Consider the following 16,869-nt stretch of genomic DNA (forward strand, 5'->3'; position numbering starts at 1 on the left):
TTTTTCCTCCTTATTAAATTTTCACAGATAATCTGATTATAGATACTTCTTTTTTGTTAAATTCCAATATCTCATCTTTATCTGTTTTTATTTTTATTATATCTTCAAATAATCCTACAAGCTCTCCTTCAAATTGTTTTTGACCATCTAAAGCTTTATAAAGTTTTAACTCAACATCTCTACCTTTATATCTGTCAAAGTCTTTGTCTTTTTTTAATGGTCTATCAATTCCTGGTGACGATATTTCTAAAAAATAGTTTTCTTTTATTGGATCTATTTTATCTAATGACTCACTTAATTCATCACTTACCATCTTACAATCATTCAGTCCGATTCCGCCATCTTTATCTATATATACTCTTAAATAATAATGTCCAGCTTCTTTGACATATTCTACGTCTATTAATTCAAAGTTGTTTTTTTCAACTATCGGTAAAACTATTTCTTCTATTGTACTTTCTATACTTCTTTTCATTTATGTAGACCTCCTTTATTTAGTTTTTAAGTTGTTTATTTTTGAATAAGTCTTGTCTCTTATTCAGTATAAAAGAAAGAGTGGGCATCATCCCCACTCTACATTTTACTAGTATATATATTTTTCTATACTAGTATACCATATAATGTTTTTTCATGCAACTTATCACAACAGAGATAGCTGGTTAGTCTCATCAAGGTCTTCAATACAGCCATGTCCTTTTAAGGTTTCAACTACTGTCTTTGAAATCTTAGTCCTTTTTCTCAAGTCCTCTATTGAAAGAAACTCTTCCTTTTCTCTTTCTCTAGCTATATTAATAGCGGCATTAGCTCCTACTCCCTGAAGAGCTATTAAAGGCGGTATTAATTTATGATCTACTATTTTAAACTGTTTGGCATCTGATTTATAAAGGTCTACTTTTGAAATTTCTATTTTTCTCGCAAACATCTCAACGACAACCTCAAGCACAGTTAGCATACCTTTTTCTTTAGCAGTAACATCATTCCCAAGATTCTCTATTTCTTTTATTTTACGAATAACTTCATCCTTGCCTTTTATAACCAAATCAGCATCAAAGTCTTCTGCTTTAGTGGTAAAATACGTAGCATAGAAAGAGTGTGGGTAATACACTTTACAATAAGCTATTCTAAACGACATCATGACATAGGCTACTGCATGTGCCTTTGGGAACATATACTTAATCTTATTACAAGAATCTATATACCATTGTGGGACATCATTATTTTTCATTTCTTCTTCATCTTCTGGTGTTAGACCTTTACCCTTTCTAACCTTCTCCATTATCTTAAATGAAAGTTTAGGTTTTAGACCTTTGAATATAAGATAATTCATTATGTCATCTCTCGTTGATATAACATCTTTTAAAGTAACAACACCATCTCTAACTAAATCCTGAGCATTATTAAGCCAAACATCTGTACCATGTGATAATCCCGATATTCTAACTAATTCTCCAAAAGTTGTAGGCTGAGTATCTATAAGCATCTGTCTTACGAATTTAGTCCCAAATTCAGGTATCCCAAGACTTCCTATGTTACAGTTAATGTCTTCGCTAGTAACACCCAAAGCCTCTGTAGATGTAAATATAGACATTGTTTTTTTATCATCAAGAGGTATTTTAGTAGCATTAATTCCTGTTATATCTTCAATCATTCGTATTATGGTGGGCACATCGTGTCCTAGTATGTCAAGCTTTAGTATTCTACCACTTATAGAGTGATAGTCAAAATGAGTTGTTATAACTCCAGAGGTTGAATCATTAGCAGGATATTGAATAGGTGAAAAATCGTATATTTCTTTATAATGAGGAACAACCATTACCCCTCCAGGATGCTGTCCCGATGTTCTTTTAATACCAGTACATCCCTTAGATAATCTATTTATTTCTGCTGATGTAGTTTTTATCTCATTTTCTTCAATATACTTTTTTGCAAATCCATAAGCTGTTTTATCCGCTACAGTTCCTATAGTGCCAGCTCTATATACATATCCTTCCCCAAATAGCACTTCTGTATACTTATGTGCATTAGGTTGATATTCTCCTGCAAAATTAAGGTCAATATCAGGCTCTTTATCTCCTTCAAAACCCAAAAAAACCTCAAACGGTATATCATGTCCATCTTTTATATAAGGTATTTTACAAACAGGACAATCTTTATCAGGTAAATCAGCTCCAGATGTATAACTTCCCGTTTCAAAAAATTCAGATCCTAAGCATTTTTCGCATCGGTAATGGGCTGGTAAAGGATTAACCTCTGTTATATCACTCATAGTGGCTACAAATGATGATCCAACAGATCCCCTTGATCCAACTAAGTATCCATCTTCTAAAGATTTCGTAACCAGTTTTTGTGATATTATATATAAAACTGCATACCCATTACTTATTATAGAATTCAACTCTCTCTCAAGTCTCTTTTCAACAACATCTGGAAGTTTTTCGCCATACATACCATGAGCCTTTTTATAACACATTTCTCTAAGGTCTTCTTCTGATCCTTCTATAACAGGCGTACAAGTCTCATCAGGTATAGGTTTTATTTCTTCTATTTGATCTGCTATTTTATTTGTATTGGTTATAACCACTTCCTCAGCAGTTTTATAATCCAAATAACTAAATTCATCCATCATATTATCCGTAGTTCTAAAATAAAGCGGAACCTCTTCATTAGCACTTTTAAATCCCTGTGAATGCTTTAATATTTTTCTATATATTTCATCATGAGGATCTATAAAGTGGGTATCTCCTGTTGCAACAACTAATTTGTCATATTTTTTGCCAAGTTTTATGATTTTTCTATTTATACTTTTAAGTTCTTCATAATCTTTAACAATTTCTTTTTCTATCATAAATTTATTATTATCAAGTGGCATTATTTCTAAATAGTCATACAGTTCCAATATTTCCTCTATTTCATATTCTTCTTTATTTTTAAGTACACTTTGATATACCTCTCCATTTTCACATGCCGACCCTATTAAAAGTCCATCTTTATATTCTTTTAAAACACTTTTAGGTATCCTAGGAGTTTTATAAAAATATTCTATATGCGATTTTGATATTAATTTATATAAATTTTTAAGTCCTGTATAGTTCTTAACCAATATAGTTATATGATTACTCCTTATTTTTTTAAAATCAGCAACTTTGAAAAGTTCATTGACTTGATGTAAATGAGTTGCTCCCTTTTCTTCTAGCATATTTAAAAACTTTATAAATATATTTGCTGTGGCTTCAGCATCATCAACTGCTCTATGATGATTTTCAAGAGAGACTTTAAGAGCCTTAGCTACTGTATTTAATTTATACCTTTTAAGATTTAAAAGCAATTCTTTTGCAAGATTTATAGTATCAACATATATATTATTAAACTCCAAAGACATTCTTTTGCAATTTTCTCTTACAAATCCTATATCAAACTCTGCATTATGAGCGACTAAAACACTATCTTGTATAAAGTCTAAAAAATCGGGTAATACCTGTTCAATAGTTCTTTCATTTTTAACCATATCATTAGTTATACCTGTAAGTTCCTGAACTTTATGGGGTATAGACTTTTCAGGATTTACTAGAACACTAAACCTATCTACGATTTCAAAATTTTCTATTTTGACAGCGCCTATTTCTGTTATCTTATCATTTTTATTAGAAAAACCCGTTGTTTCCAAATCAAATACTACAAAACTTTGGCTTAAAGGCAATTTATTAGGATTTTTTATAACTGGATTAGTATCATCTACTAGATATCCCTCAACTCCATAAATAACTTTAACACCATGCTTTTTAGATGCATCCATAGCTTCCGGGAAAGCCTGTACTATACCATGGTCAGTTACCGCTATAGCTTTATGTCCCCATTTTGCAGCTCTTTCAATAACCTTTGATACAGATGTTATTGCATCCATAGCAGACATTTGAGTATGCAAATGTAGCTCTACTCTTTTTTTATCACCTTTATCATGTTTTTCTTTTTTCCTTGATTTCTGTATATCAGAAATATTAACAATCAGTTCTTGAGAATAATTATCAAACAAAGCATTACCTCTAATTTTTAAATAAGAACCTTTATTTATATTATCAACTACACCATCTTTATTATTTTCTCTTAAAAACAATTTGCATTTTATAGAACTTGTATAATCTGTTATAGAAATAGTTAATAGAGTTCTCCCCCCCTTTAACTCTCTATTCTCAACATCAAATACTTCCCCTTTAATACATACCCTTCCCGTTTCCGGAGTTATATTCTTAATAATTTCAATATGGTCAGTAATACTTTTACCATATATAATATCCGTTTCTTCTTTTGCAGTCTTATATTCATCACTTTTAGTTTCAATTATTTCTGATTTTGGACTAGCTATAATTCTATTAGAAAGCAGATTGTCCGTTTCCTCATCTTTTTTACTTATATATTTTTTTAAGTCCATATCGCATTTACTTTCAAGATTAAATCTAACTCCTAAATCAAAACCTAATTCCTCATTTATCATACTTTTTATAGAATATGAAGCCTTCTTTAACTCTAATATTTTATATATTATTTCATTTTCTATATTTATAACTAAGCATCTATCTATATATTTCCATTTGATTTTTTCACCAGATGTAATAGATGGAACCATGGATTTCATTATAAACTCTATATTCTGCCAATATTTTTTTATAACCACACTTTCATCATCTTTAATGTCCATATATCTAATTTTAAATTTTACATCATTAAAAAAGGTGAATTCATTTTTTATCTTACATTCAATCCCTCTAAGTTCAGATATAGTTAATATTTGTTTTGATTCTAAATAAAAGTATACAATTTTATCTTCTTTAAAATAAACTATATTATTCAAAAAAATATCATCGTATTTTTTATCTAAATTTTTATATACTCCTATTTTTTCTAAATATTTTTTTATACTATCCATAATTCCTCCTAGACAGTTTCAATCTTTTTTATCATAAAGTCCAATATATAGATTAACACAAAAATTCTAGACTAAAAAGTCTAGAATTTTTCTATTTCCATTATTAATTCAGTTATCAAATCGTCACTCTTTATTTTTTTTACAATTTCACCCTTTTTAAATAAAATTGCATTTTCATTACCACCCGCTATACCAATATCAGCTTCCCTCGCCTCTCCAGGTCCATTGACAGCACAACCCATTATAGCTACAGTCATTTTCTTATCTATATTTTTTATTTGTTCTTCTATCTTTGAAGCTATATTTATTAAATCTATATTACATCTTCCACAAGTTGGACAAGATATTACTTTAATTCCTTCATCTAATAAACCTACAGATTTTAATATTTCTTTACCTACAAATATTTCTTCTTTAGGATCTCCCGTTAAAGACACCCTTATAGTATCACCTATTCCTTTAAGTAATAAATATCCTATCCCTATAGATGATTTAATAGTCCCTTTTTTTACACTTCCAGATTCTGTTATCCCTATATGGAGCGGATAGTCCACCTTTTCAGACATAAGTTCATATGCTTTTATAGTAGTATGTATATCACTAGATTTTAAAGATAGAACTATATTATAAAAGTCCATACTTTCTAAAATTTTTATATGCCTCATTGCACTTTCTACTAAAGCATCAGGTGTAGCCTTTTCATATTTTTCAAGTAAATCTTTTTCTAAAGATCCTCCATTTACACCTATTCTTATTTTTATATTTTTTTCTTTAGCTTTTTCAACTACCATTCTTACTCTTTCTATACTTCCTATATTTCCGGGATTTATTCTAAGTCCATCTACCCCTTGATTTATGGCCTCAATAGCTAATCTATAATCAAAATGTACATCTGCTATAATAGGTATATTTATACCTTTTTTTATTTGCCCAAGTTTTATAGCAGCATCCATATCAGGGACAGCAACTCTAACTATATCACAACCTACTTCTTCAAGATCTTTTATTTGATTTATTGTAGACTCTACATCCCTTGTATCAGTATTAGTCATTGATTGAATGGATATAGGATTATTCCCTCCTATTTTAACTTTGCCACAATCAACTACTGTTGTTAATTTTTTCAAAAGATCACCTTCTATTTTATTATTCTAGATACATCATTATAAATTGTAAATACCATCAAAAGCATCAATGCAACAAATCCTACAAAATGTATAGAACCTTCTCTTTCAGGATCCATTTTCTTCCCTCTAATAAGCTCTATAATTAAGAATACAATTCTCCCTCCATCTAAAGCTGGCACAGGAAGTAAATTAAATAATCCTAAATTTATACTTATAACGGCTGCCAAAAATATAACATTTATTATACCAGCATCCGCTGCTTGGCCTACTACATTTATTATGCCTACAGGACCTGCAACTTCATCTTTAGATACATTTCCAGTTATGGCTTTTCCCAGGAAATCTATCATCTGCCCTAATATAGAAAATGTTTGGTTCACTGCATATTTAAAGGATGATATTATATTTTTTTCATATTTAGGTTCTATACCTATAATTTTTTTGCCATTTTCATGTTTAGGTTTAATATTGTACTCCAGTACATTATCATCTCTTTGTACTTTAATGTTTATATCGTCAGTATTAGAAGCAGATATTGTTTTTCTTATATCATCCCAATTCTTTATACTAGAATCATTTATTTTTAATATCTTATCTCCTTGTTTAATTCCGACTTGTTGAGCTGGTAAGTTATCAACAGTCTTTTCTATAGTAGTTCCTGGAACTCCCTTATACATAAACATTACCGTAAACAACAATATAGCTAATATAAAGTTCATCACAGGCCCAGCAAATACTATGCTTATCTTTTGGAATATAGTTTTGTTGTTAAAACTTCTAGGGTCACTAGACTCTTCATCTTCACCCTCCATTCTAACATATCCACCTATAGGTAATAATCTAAGTGAATACTCTGTTTCATAGCCCTTATATGCATAAATTTTAGGTCCCATTCCTATAGCAAATTCATGTACTTTAACCCCCGCTTTTTTAGCAACTATAAAATGACCAAACTCATGAAACAAAACAAGTATTCCAAATACTATAAGAGATATAATGATATTCATATTTTCACCTTCCTATTTTATACTTTCTTTTATAAATTTTCTGCTCCAATCATCTATATACAATATTTCTTCTAATGTAGGTTCCTCTATGCTAGAATGTTTTTCCAATGCTTTTTCTATATACATTGGTATATCATAAAATTTAATTTTATCATTCAAAAATTCACTTACTAAAATTTCATTAGCTGCATTTAGAACAGTAGCATAGGTTCCACCTTTTTCTAATGAATCATAAGCAAGTTTTAAACATGGGAAAGTATTAGTATCGGCTTTTTCAAATGTTAGTGAACTTATTTTTGCAAGGTCTAATCTTTCATAATCATTATATATTCTATTAGGGTATGAAAGAGCATATTGTATCGGAAGTTTCATATCAGGATTTCCAAGTTGAGCTATAACAGAACCATCTATGAATTGTACCATAGAATGTACTATACTCTGAGGATGAACCAGTACATCTATGTCACTTGAATCAACTTCAAACAACCACTTTGCTTCTATAACTTCAAGACCTTTGTTCATTAAAGTCGCTGAATCTATACTTATTTTTCTCCCCATACTCCAATTAGGATGTTTTAAAGCTTCATTTTTAGTTACATTTATAAGTTGTTCCTTTGTTTTATTTCTAAAAGGCCCTCCTGACGCTGTTAATATAATTTTCTCGATTTCTTTATTACTTTCTCCATTTAGACATTGAAATATAGCAGAATGTTCACTATCAACTGGTAAAATATTAACTCCCATTTTTTTAGCTTCATTCATAACTAAGCTACCTGCTGTTACAAATGTTTCTTTATTTGCCAAAGCTATTGTTTTTCTATGTTTAATAGCTTCCAAAGTGGGAACTAACCCTATCATTCCCACGAGAGCTGTCAAGACTATATCTACAGATTCTAAAGATGCTATAACTTTTAATCCTTCCATTCCAGAATATATATCTACATTTACTTCCTTTGGTAGAATTTTTTTTAATTCATTAGATTTTTCTTCATTATATACAGCAACTACTTCTGGTCTAAACTCTATTATCTGATTTTTAAGAGTTTCTATGCTAGTATTTACTGCTAATGCTTCTATTTTAAATTTATCTTTATTATTTCTAACAACATCTAAAGCTTGAGTTCCAATAGAGCCTGTTGATCCTAAAATAGATATCTTTTTCACGTTATCAATCCCTTCTTAAGCAACGTAATATAATAGCTTCAGAAAATTCTGAAGCTCTAAAGTTAAATTTATTCTTTTCACTTATATTTTAATTTATCTTATAAAAAAGTATATATAATAATAAACAAAAGGAGCTGTTAAAATTATACTATCAAATCTATCTAATATACCTCCATGTCCAGGTATTAATTTTCCATAATCTTTAATTTCCAAAAACCTTTTTATTGAAGATGCAAATAAATCTCCAATTTGAGCTATCATGCTTCCTATAAGTCCAATCAAACCCATATGTATTAAATCAAACCCAAATATATACCCAAATACAATACAAGATAATGAACTTCCTATAACTCCACCTATACTTCCTTCTATAGTCTTTTTAGGGCTAACTTCGGGTATTAATTTATGCTTACCAAAAAAATAACCACTAAAATAAGCAAATGTATCTGTCATCCATGCTATTATAAAAATTAAGTATATGTAATTATAATTTGAAATTTTTGTAATCAATATAATATGACTCAAAAAATAGGGTATATATATTATTCCTAGAAAAGTTATACCCATATCAATAATATTATACTTTCTCATTACAAGTAATATACATAATATAAAAAAAACAATAAAAAAACTACATGTTACATATGTACTATCAATTTGTGAAATCACACCAAAATAAATACTTAGAGTGGATAAATATCCTAACCAACTAACACTATTAAAATTTTTATTTCTAAAGGCGTCGTAAAATTCTTTTATAGCAATTAATGAAATCACTGTAACACCTAAATATAAAGGAATTCCTCCATTTATTAAGATAAATGCTAAAACTGGCAATAATATTATCGAAGATACTATTCTAATAAACATATAAATCCTCCTATTTAAGTCCTCCAAATCTTCTTTCCCTATTTTGATAATCCAAAATAAGTTTATGTAAATTTTCTTTTCTAAAGTCCGGCCAGTATATATCAGAAAACCAAAATTCAGAATATGCTATTTCCCATAATAAAAAATTACTAATTCTATATTCGCCACTAGGTCTAACTAATATATCTGGGTCTGGTAATAATTTGGTACTTAAATAGTTCCTAATAAACTCTTCGTCAACATCATCTATACCAATCTTTTCATTCTCATAATCTTTAAGTATATTAACAATAGCATTTTTTATATCATTTCTACTTCCATAATTTAAAGCCAATGTAAGCGTTAATCCTGTATTATATTTAGTAAGTTCTTTTGATTTTTCAATTTCTTCAACAGCAGGACTAGGTAAACAAGATATATCTCCTATAGTATTAAAAATTACATTATTTTCATGTAATTCTTTTATTTCTTTTTTTAAATATTGTACTAATAAGTTCATAAGTGCGCTTACTTCATCTTTAGGTCTCTTCCAATTTTCCGTAGAAAAAGCGTACAATGTCAAATACCCAACTCCTAAGCTACTACATTCTTTAACAATCTCTCTTATAGTTTCAACTCCTGCCTTATGTCCAAACGTTCTAGGTAGAAACCTTTTCTTGGCCCATCGTCCATTGCCATCCATTATAATAGCTATGTGATTTGGTATATTGTTTTTATCTATATAGGTTAATGTATTTTTCTTCATATTTTCCTCCAATCAAATATTTTTCTAATTCCTTATAATAAGGAATTAGAAAAATATGTGACAACAAGTTCTATATAATCATTTGTTTTTTTGATATTTATAACTCTAGGACATACTAATAAGGCTTTATCTTTATGCCCTGTCGTCTCTTTTATTATATACTTTATATTATTATTTTCAAGTATCTGTTTTACTTTTGAAAGTTCGATTCCAAACAAATCAAAATAATTCAAACTAAACCTCCATTATTTCATTTTCTTTCTTCACTAAAAGTTCATCTATTAATTTTATGTTTTTATCAGTTATTTTTTGAACTTCATCTTGTGCCTTTTTTAACTCATCTTCTGTTATTTCAGAATCCTTTTGCATTTTCTTTAGCTTATCGTTAGCATCTCTTCTTTCATTTCTAAGAGCCACCTTAGCATTTTCTGCAGTCTTACTAGCCAGTTTAAATAAATCTTTTCTTCTTTCTTCTGTAAGTTGGGGAATTACTATTCTTATCATCTTTCCATCATTAGTCGGATTAAATCCTAAATCAGCAAGTTGAATAGCCTTTTCAATACTTCCAAGAGCAGACATATCCCAAGGTTGTATGACTAGACATCTAGGTTCTGGAGCCGATACAGTAGCTACTTGTTTAAGCGGAGTCTGCGATCCATAATAATCTACCATAACTCTGTCAAGCATTCCAGGGTTAGCTCTACCTGCTCTTATTACTCCTAATTCTTCTTTTAAAACAGACATTGTTTTTCCCATTTTCTCTTCTAAAACCTTATAAACTTCTAATATCATTATTATTCCTCCTCTACTATAGTTCCTATATTTTTTCCTTGAACCACATCAATTATATTTTTAGAATTATTTAATCCAAATACCCTTATAGGTATTTTATTATCCATGCATAAAGAAGTTGCTGTTGAATCCATAACTTTAAGACCTCTTTTAAGTACTTCCATATATGAAAGTGTATCAAACTTTTTAGCTTCTGGATTTATCATGGGATCACTATCATATACGCCGTCTACTTTTTTTGCTAAAAGTATAACTTCTGCCTCTATTTCCGCCGCTCTTAATGCTGCTGCCGTATCAGTTGAAAAATAAGGATTACCAGTTCCAGACGCAAATATAACAACTCTACCTTTTTCTAAATGTCTCATAGCTTTTCTTCTTATGTATGGTTCTGCAATTTGTCTCATTTCTATAGCATTTTGGACTCTAGTCAAAACCCCTATATTTTCCAGTGCATCTTGCATAGCTAAAGAATTCATAACAGTAGCAAGCATTCCTATATGGTCAGCAGTAGTTCTATCCATGCCTTCACTAGTTCTACCTCTCCAGAAATTACCACCACCTACAACTATAGCAACTTCAACTCCCATTTCATGTAATTCCTTTATAGATAATGCTATTTCATTTACAACCTCATTATTTATTCCCGTTTTCATTTCTCCAGCTAAAGCTTCTCCACTTAATTTTAATAATACCCTTTTATATATAGGTTTATCCATAAACAAAGTCCTCCATTCAATATTCTTCTAAAAAAGAGAACACAAAAGTGTTCTCTTTTTATATTATTTAAGTTGCTTAGCAACCTCTTCTGCAAAGTTTTCTTCTTTCTTTTCTATACCTTCTCCAACTTCAAATCTCATAACCTTAGCTACTTTGATTTCAGTGTTTAACTTAGTAGCAACTTCTTTAACAAGTTTTTCAACTGTTAAATCAGGATTCTTTACGAATGTTTGGTTAAGTAAGCATACTTCTTGTAATTGCTTATTCATTCTTCCAACTACCATTTTCTCAACTATTTCAACTGGCTTTCCTTCATTTAAAGCTTGTTGCTTTAATATTTCTGTTTCATGAGCTATGTACTCTGCATCTACATCGTCTCTTGATATATATTTAGGGTTCATAGCTGCAACTTGCATAGCTATATCTTTTCCTAAAGATATAACATCTTCAGAATCAGATGCTGTTTCTAAAGCAACTAATACTCCTATTTTTCCCCCACCATGAATATATCCTGCAATTTGTCCATTCTCAACTTCAAACTTTTCAAATCTTCTTACGTTCAGATTTTCTCCTATAGTAGCTATCTTAGAGTTCAGTACTTCTTGAACTGTTTCTTCTGAATCTATATATTTTTCCGTCATTAAAGATTCAACATCAGTTTTATCTGCTTTTAATACAGTAACAGCAACATCTTTAACAAACTTTTTAAAATCGTCGTTTTTAGCAACAAAATCTGTTTCTGAGTTAACCTCAACTATAACTCCAGCTTTATTATCATCAGACATACACATATCTACTAAACCTTCAGCAGCTATTCTACCTGATTTTTTAGCAGCTTTAGCAAGTCCTTTTTCTCTTAATAAATCTATTGCTTTTTCCATATCTCCATCTACTTCAGTTAAAGCCTTTTTACAATCCATCATTCCTGCACCAGTTTTTACTCTGATTTCTTTTACCATTGCAGCTGTAATTGCCATAAAATCGCCTCCCTATATATTATTAAAGGTAAGGAACCTAGTTCCTTACCAGTGTATTATTCTTGTACTTCTTCTTGCTCTTCTTCTATAACTTGTCTTCCTTCTACTATTGCATTAGCCATTGCAGCAGTTATTAACTTAACGGCTCTTATAGCATCATCATTACCTGGGATTGCATAGTCTACTTCTTCTGGGTCACAGTTAGTATCAACTATAGCAATAACTGGAATACCTAGTCTATGAGCTTCTTGTATAGCTATTTTTTCTTTTCTTGGATCAACTATGAATAAAGCTCCTGGTAATTCAGGCATTTCTTTGATTCCATTTAAGTATTTTTCTAGTTTTTCTTTTTCATGCTTTAATTTTATAACCTCTTTTTTAGGAAGAACTTCAAATACTCCTTCTTCCTCCATTTTTTCTAATTCTACTAATTTTTTAATTCTGTTTTTGATAGTTTTGTGGTTTGTTAACATTCCACCTAACCATCTTTCATTTACATAATACATTCCAACTCTTTCAGCTTCGTCTTTTATAGCATCTTGAGCTTGTTTCTTAGTTCCAACAAATAATATTGGTTTTCCAGTTTCAGCAACTTCTTTAACAAACTTGTAAGCTTCTTCAACCTTCTTAACTGTTTTTTGTAAATCAATAATGTATATTCCGTTTCTCTCAGTGAATATGTACTGAGACATTTTAGGATTCCATCTTCTTGTTTGGTGTCCAAAGTGTACACCTGCTTCTAATAATTGTTTCATTGATATAACTGCCATTTAAAGCACCTCCTATGGTTTTTCCCTCCGATTTAGTCATTTTCTTAAAAAACCCAAACAGGAACCTTCTTAAGAATTCCAAATCGTGTGTAATATTTTCGCCTCTGATAGTATAGCATATAGTAATTTCATTTACAATATGTTTTATAGTTTATTTTGTTAATATTTCTATAATTTCTATATTAGATGACCCTTTTTTTATCTTTTTTTCACCATAAATTACTTTTTTATTAGAATTAATAGAACTTAAAATAATATTAAATCCATATTCATCATCTATTAATCCATCCTTATAAAGTATATCTATTACTTGAGATTTTTTAGATATTATGATTTTAGACAAAGTATTTATCTTCCATCCTTTGCTTATGATTCCTTTTTTAGTCAATGAATTCCCAGCTTCATATATATCCAACAACATTAAATTATAAATAATTTTAAAATCTTCTTTATTATGGATCAATTCTTTTTCATAAAGAAGTTCTGCAATTTCATTACAAGTATATCCATTTTTTATATTTATATTCACATATTCATCTTCAATTTTTTTTTCAACTACTGATGTTTCTTGTATAATTTCTTCTTTTTCTATTTTCTTATTATTATCTAAAGAACTAGTTTTTTTTGTTTTATTAAAGCTTATATTAATTAGAGAAGAGGTTATAAGCCCTATCGAAAACCCTATACACAACGTAAAAATAATAATTTTTTGTATATTATTGTATTTTTTCATATCATTATCCTTTTTTCAATTTCAAAACTAAATCAACTTCACGAACACTTTTGTTGGTTTTTTTTGCTATTTCTTCTTTTGAAAATCCTAAAGACTCGAGTTTTTCTATTTCATTAGAATAACATGATTTTTCTTCAAAAATCCTTTTTTTATTATCATTTGTTTTTTTCATATTTTCCATTAATTCTACTGTATTTTTATCAATATTTTTCATATAGTTTATAATTATTTTATAGTCTTTTGATGTTTCATTGTTGCCAGGGTGTTGCTCAAATTGTTTTGAAACTTTAAACAACAAAAATATACTAACAACGCACGTAATCAGAGCTATTATTACAATTACGTAATTTATATCCATTTTTTCCTCCTAGATTTAAAGAAATTCCATTTTTGATTTTATTTTCAGTATAGCTTTACTATGAATTTGCGATATTCTAGATTCAGATATATTCAACACCTTACCTATTTCTTTATATGTTAATTCTTCATAATAATATAAATTAACTATTAACTGTTCTCTTTCATTTAAAGTATCCAATGCTAATTTCAAATTTTTAATTGTATCTTTTCTTAACAATGATTCTTCAGGATTAATATCAGTGGAACTATCTTTTATTTGTATTTTTAAATTTTCATTTAATTCTTCTTCTAGAGAAATCAAATTATAAACATTGGTTTCTTCTAATATTTTTAGTACTTCTTCATCAGTTTTTCCAAGCTCATCGCTTAGTTCTTTTATAGATGGCTCTCTTCCTAATTTATTTTCTAATTTAGAATAAGTATCTTTAATAAGCTTTGATTTTTGCCTTATAGATCTGGGTATCCAATCTAAGTTTCTTATTTCATCTATTATAGCACCCCTTATTCTAACAGATGCATATGTTTGAAATTTTATATTTTTAGTATAATCATATTTTTCTATAGCATCTATAAGACCTATAATTCCATAACTCACTAAGTCATCATATTCAATATTAGCTCCATAATAATTATAGAGTCTACCAGAAATTATTTTAACTAAATTTACATACTCCAATATAATTTCTTTTTTCAGTTCATTTTTTTCTTCAGAATTTTTCGAACTTTTATACCTAGACCACATATCTTCTCTAACCATCTAAATACACCCCTATTTAATTGTTTAGATTTTTAAAATCCACTTCTCTAAATGCCTCATCTTCTAATTCATCCTCAGTCTGATTATTTAACAAATCTTTCAATTCTGATTCTATAGGAGGTATAGATATATCTATACGTTGTTCACAAGCATTAATATTCTTCAATATGAAATTAAAGAATATTAATAATATTGCATTTATTGATATTGTTAAAGTTAAATACCTATTTATAAATTTCAAAAAGCTATTGTGAGTAACTAATACATATATTGCACATATAAATAAGATCAAATAATTTATTATCCAAAATACATATATTTTTTTAAAATTTTTCATACAATGCACACCTTTAGCTTATATTATTTTTTTGCCTTTTCCTATAGTCTTTATAGATAATTCTCCATTCATACAATTAAACTCTATAGTCCTACCATGATTACCTAACACATCTTCAGATATAATATTTATCCTATATTCAGACAATATAATTTTTACAGCTTCGACATTTCTTTTCCCTATATTCAAGGTATCGCTTTTTATTGATATATTAAACATCTGTGCTCCACCTGCTATTTTAGCTATCATTCTATTTTTTGAGGCGCCCAGTTTAATCATATCATTTAGCATTTCCGCTAATGCTGTATCAGCAAATTTAGCCTTATTTGAATTATTTTTTATATCTTTGCTATTTGGAAGCATTATATGTGCCATTCCTCCTATTTTTTTAAACTTATCATATAAAACAATTCCTACACAAGACCCTAGTCCTAAGGTTATTAAAGAATCATAGTTGCTTCCTATTTTATAATCTGCCATACCAACTTTTATAAGATTATTCATCATTTAACACTCCTAGACTCTTAAATAAGACCTTGAAAGAATCCATATCGGGCATCAAGAAAAAATTACCTACAATTTCATTTTGACCTTCTTTTAACCTATTCTCTATTAAAATTATTTTATCGCTAACTTGTCCATATTCTATGGCTGGAACACTAAGTATAGAACCTGCCATATCTATACTTACAGATGGTACAGATATATTTATATTCAGATTAGAAAAAGCTGATATAGAATTTATATAAGAACTAGCCAATATATTCCCTATTTCTTGAAATGCTGACAATTCCATATCGTCATAAAACTCACTCTCACACTGTTTTCCAAACAACATACTCAATAAATTATCACTAGATTTTTTATCCAATATTAGAAGTATAGTTCCATTTATATCCCCATAAAACTCTAAGTATACTCCTGCTACTATTAATTCTTCTCCTCCTAAAATTTCAACTATTTTTTCTATATCTAATATTTCAATAGAAGGAACTTCCATATCTATTTTAGAATCAATCATTTTAGAAAGAGACGTAGCCGAATTACCTGCACCTATATTACCTATTTCTTTGAGAACATCTATATATAAATCTTGTAAATTTTCTAATTTAAAATTCATTTTTAGATTTCCTCCTCCGCCCTAGTATTAATTTTTAACCATTATCTAGTACTTTATTTACATCTATTAATATTATTATTTGCTCTTCTATCTTTCCAATCCCTTTAATAAATCCATCATTAAATCCTTCATCAACTATAGAATAATCTATATCATCTTTATATATTTCTTTTACTTCCGTTGCAGAGTCTACTATAAACCCTACCAACATATCATCTATCTTATTTACTATAATTCTAGAATCTTTATCATAATTATAACTTTCAATATTGAACCTTTTTCTTAAGTCTATTACTGGTACAATTTCCCCTCTTAAGTTTATAACTCCCTTTACATATACGTTTGCCTTAGGTACTCTTGTTATTTCAATCATTTTTTCTATAGTTTGAACATAATTTATATTAATTCCATAAAACTCATCCTTTAATTTAAAAATAACATATCTTTCTTGAGTATTTTCCACCGTTTTTAC

General features: G+C 28.8%; 19 protein-coding genes. All 19 read right to left on the reverse strand.

What is annotated here, in order from left to right; translation table 11 throughout:
• Nucleotides 1-13: 13 nt before the first annotated feature.
• Nucleotides 14-475: a ribosome maturation factor RimP gene (gene rimP / locus Tmeso_RS00315; RefSeq protein ID WP_099187184.1), complete on the reverse strand. Its 462-nt coding sequence runs from the start codon at nucleotides 473-475 to the stop codon at nucleotides 14-16.
• A gap of 165 nt (nucleotides 476-640) precedes the next feature.
• Entirely contained in the window at nucleotides 641-4,921 is a 4,281-nt protein-coding gene (locus Tmeso_RS00320; RefSeq protein WP_099187185.1) for a PolC-type DNA polymerase III, read from the reverse strand.
• Nucleotides 4,922-5,001: 80 nt separating this feature from the next.
• A complete protein-coding gene (gene ispG, locus Tmeso_RS00325; protein WP_099187186.1) occupies nucleotides 5,002-6,048 on the reverse strand; it encodes a flavodoxin-dependent (E)-4-hydroxy-3-methylbut-2-enyl-diphosphate synthase in 1,047 nt (348 codons plus the stop codon).
• 11 nt (nucleotides 6,049-6,059) lie between these two features.
• Nucleotides 6,060-7,055, reverse strand: coding sequence for an RIP metalloprotease RseP (gene rseP / locus Tmeso_RS00330; protein ID WP_099187187.1), 996 nt, complete (start codon nucleotides 7,053-7,055; stop codon nucleotides 6,060-6,062).
• Between the two features lie 12 nt (nucleotides 7,056-7,067).
• The gene (locus tag Tmeso_RS00335; RefSeq protein ID WP_099187188.1) at nucleotides 7,068-8,219 is read right to left on the reverse strand and encodes a 1-deoxy-D-xylulose-5-phosphate reductoisomerase; all 1,152 of its coding nucleotides are present in this window, start codon (nucleotides 8,217-8,219) and stop codon (nucleotides 7,068-7,070) included.
• 93 nt (nucleotides 8,220-8,312) lie between these two features.
• Nucleotides 8,313-9,089, reverse strand: a complete 777-nt coding sequence (locus Tmeso_RS00340; protein WP_099187189.1) for a phosphatidate cytidylyltransferase — start codon at nucleotides 9,087-9,089, stop codon at nucleotides 8,313-8,315.
• A gap of 10 nt (nucleotides 9,090-9,099) precedes the next feature.
• A complete protein-coding gene (locus Tmeso_RS00345) occupies nucleotides 9,100-9,834 on the reverse strand; it encodes an isoprenyl transferase (protein ID WP_099187190.1) in 735 nt (244 codons plus the stop codon).
• A 32-nt stretch (nucleotides 9,835-9,866) separates the two neighbouring features.
• Nucleotides 9,867-10,067, reverse strand: coding sequence for a hypothetical protein (locus tag Tmeso_RS00350; protein WP_099187191.1), 201 nt, complete (start codon nucleotides 10,065-10,067; stop codon nucleotides 9,867-9,869).
• 1 nt (nucleotide 10,068) lies between these two features.
• Nucleotides 10,069-10,626 (reverse strand): ribosome recycling factor, encoded by a 558-nt coding sequence (frr, locus tag Tmeso_RS00355; RefSeq protein WP_099187192.1) that lies wholly within the window; start codon nucleotides 10,624-10,626, stop codon nucleotides 10,069-10,071.
• 2 nt (nucleotides 10,627-10,628) lie between these two features.
• On the reverse strand, nucleotides 10,629-11,342 hold the full coding sequence (gene pyrH, locus Tmeso_RS00360) for a UMP kinase (protein WP_099187193.1): 714 nt from the start codon (nucleotides 11,340-11,342) through the stop codon (nucleotides 10,629-10,631).
• Nucleotides 11,343-11,405: 63 nt separating this feature from the next.
• Nucleotides 11,406-12,320: a translation elongation factor Ts gene (tsf, locus tag Tmeso_RS00365; protein WP_099187194.1), complete on the reverse strand. Its 915-nt coding sequence runs from the start codon at nucleotides 12,318-12,320 to the stop codon at nucleotides 11,406-11,408.
• Between the two features lie 56 nt (nucleotides 12,321-12,376).
• The gene (rpsB, locus tag Tmeso_RS00370; RefSeq protein WP_099187195.1) at nucleotides 12,377-13,090 is read right to left on the reverse strand and encodes a 30S ribosomal protein S2; all 714 of its coding nucleotides are present in this window, start codon (nucleotides 13,088-13,090) and stop codon (nucleotides 12,377-12,379) included.
• A gap of 151 nt (nucleotides 13,091-13,241) precedes the next feature.
• On the reverse strand, nucleotides 13,242-13,823 hold the full coding sequence (locus Tmeso_RS00375; protein WP_099187196.1) for a hypothetical protein: 582 nt from the start codon (nucleotides 13,821-13,823) through the stop codon (nucleotides 13,242-13,244).
• 4 nt (nucleotides 13,824-13,827) lie between these two features.
• Entirely contained in the window at nucleotides 13,828-14,181 is a 354-nt protein-coding gene (locus tag Tmeso_RS00380; RefSeq protein WP_099187197.1) for a hypothetical protein, read from the reverse strand.
• 15 nt (nucleotides 14,182-14,196) lie between these two features.
• A complete protein-coding gene (locus tag Tmeso_RS00385; RefSeq protein WP_099187198.1) occupies nucleotides 14,197-14,940 on the reverse strand; it encodes a sigma-70 family RNA polymerase sigma factor in 744 nt (247 codons plus the stop codon).
• Between the two features lie 16 nt (nucleotides 14,941-14,956).
• A complete protein-coding gene (locus Tmeso_RS00390) occupies nucleotides 14,957-15,277 on the reverse strand; it encodes a hypothetical protein (RefSeq protein WP_099187199.1) in 321 nt (106 codons plus the stop codon).
• Nucleotides 15,278-15,295: 18 nt separating this feature from the next.
• Nucleotides 15,296-15,781, reverse strand: coding sequence for a chemotaxis protein CheD (locus Tmeso_RS00395; protein ID WP_099187200.1), 486 nt, complete (start codon nucleotides 15,779-15,781; stop codon nucleotides 15,296-15,298).
• Complete coding sequence (locus tag Tmeso_RS00400) at nucleotides 15,774-16,397, reverse strand: chemotaxis protein CheC (RefSeq protein ID WP_099187201.1); 624 nt, start codon at nucleotides 16,395-16,397, stop codon at nucleotides 15,774-15,776. The genes Tmeso_RS00395 and Tmeso_RS00400 overlap by 8 nt, the downstream gene beginning before the upstream one ends.
• Nucleotides 16,398-16,431: 34 nt before the next feature.
• A complete protein-coding gene (locus Tmeso_RS00405) occupies nucleotides 16,432-16,860 on the reverse strand; it encodes a chemotaxis protein CheW (protein WP_099187202.1) in 429 nt (142 codons plus the stop codon).
• Nucleotides 16,861-16,869: the final 9 nt, after the last annotated feature.

Origin of the sequence: Tepidibacter mesophilus (genome assembly GCF_002724055.1) — a bacterium.
In the GTDB taxonomy this organism is placed as follows: domain Bacteria; phylum Bacillota; class Clostridia; order Peptostreptococcales; family Peptostreptococcaceae; genus Tepidibacter_A; species Tepidibacter_A mesophilus.

Excerpts from the sequence above, each read along its gene's own strand:
- frr (WP_099187192.1), bottom strand. The coding sequence starts at position 10,626 with ATGATATTAGAAGTTTATAAGGTTTTAGAAGAGAAAATGGGAAAAACA.
- pyrH (WP_099187193.1), bottom strand. The coding sequence starts at position 11,342 with ATGGATAAACCTATATATAAAAGGGTATTATTAAAATTAAGTGGAGAA.
- rimP (WP_099187184.1), bottom strand. The coding sequence starts at position 475 with ATGAAAAGAAGTATAGAAAGTACAATAGAAGAAATAGTTTTACCGATA.
- Tmeso_RS00340 (WP_099187189.1), bottom strand. The coding sequence starts at position 9,089 with ATGTTTATTAGAATAGTATCTTCGATAATATTATTGCCAGTTTTAGCA.
- Tmeso_RS00395 (WP_099187200.1), bottom strand. The coding sequence starts at position 15,781 with ATGAATAATCTTATAAAAGTTGGTATGGCAGATTATAAAATAGGAAGC.
- Tmeso_RS00390 (WP_099187199.1), bottom strand. The coding sequence starts at position 15,277 with ATGAAAAATTTTAAAAAAATATATGTATTTTGGATAATAAATTATTTG.
- Tmeso_RS00320 (WP_099187185.1), bottom strand. The coding sequence starts at position 4,921 with ATGGATAGTATAAAAAAATATTTAGAAAAAATAGGAGTATATAAAAAT.
- Tmeso_RS00375 (WP_099187196.1), bottom strand. The coding sequence starts at position 13,823 with ATGAAAAAATACAATAATATACAAAAAATTATTATTTTTACGTTGTGT.
- rpsB (WP_099187195.1), bottom strand. The coding sequence starts at position 13,090 with ATGGCAGTTATATCAATGAAACAATTATTAGAAGCAGGTGTACACTTT.
- Tmeso_RS00385 (WP_099187198.1), bottom strand. The coding sequence starts at position 14,940 with ATGGTTAGAGAAGATATGTGGTCTAGGTATAAAAGTTCGAAAAATTCT.
- tsf (WP_099187194.1), bottom strand. The coding sequence starts at position 12,320 with ATGGCAATTACAGCTGCAATGGTAAAAGAAATCAGAGTAAAAACTGGT.
- rseP (WP_099187187.1), bottom strand. The coding sequence starts at position 7,055 with ATGAATATCATTATATCTCTTATAGTATTTGGAATACTTGTTTTGTTT.
- Tmeso_RS00345 (WP_099187190.1), bottom strand. The coding sequence starts at position 9,834 with ATGAAGAAAAATACATTAACCTATATAGATAAAAACAATATACCAAAT.
- Tmeso_RS00380 (WP_099187197.1), bottom strand. The coding sequence starts at position 14,181 with ATGGATATAAATTACGTAATTGTAATAATAGCTCTGATTACGTGCGTT.
- Tmeso_RS00400 (WP_099187201.1), bottom strand. The coding sequence starts at position 16,397 with ATGAATTTTAAATTAGAAAATTTACAAGATTTATATATAGATGTTCTC.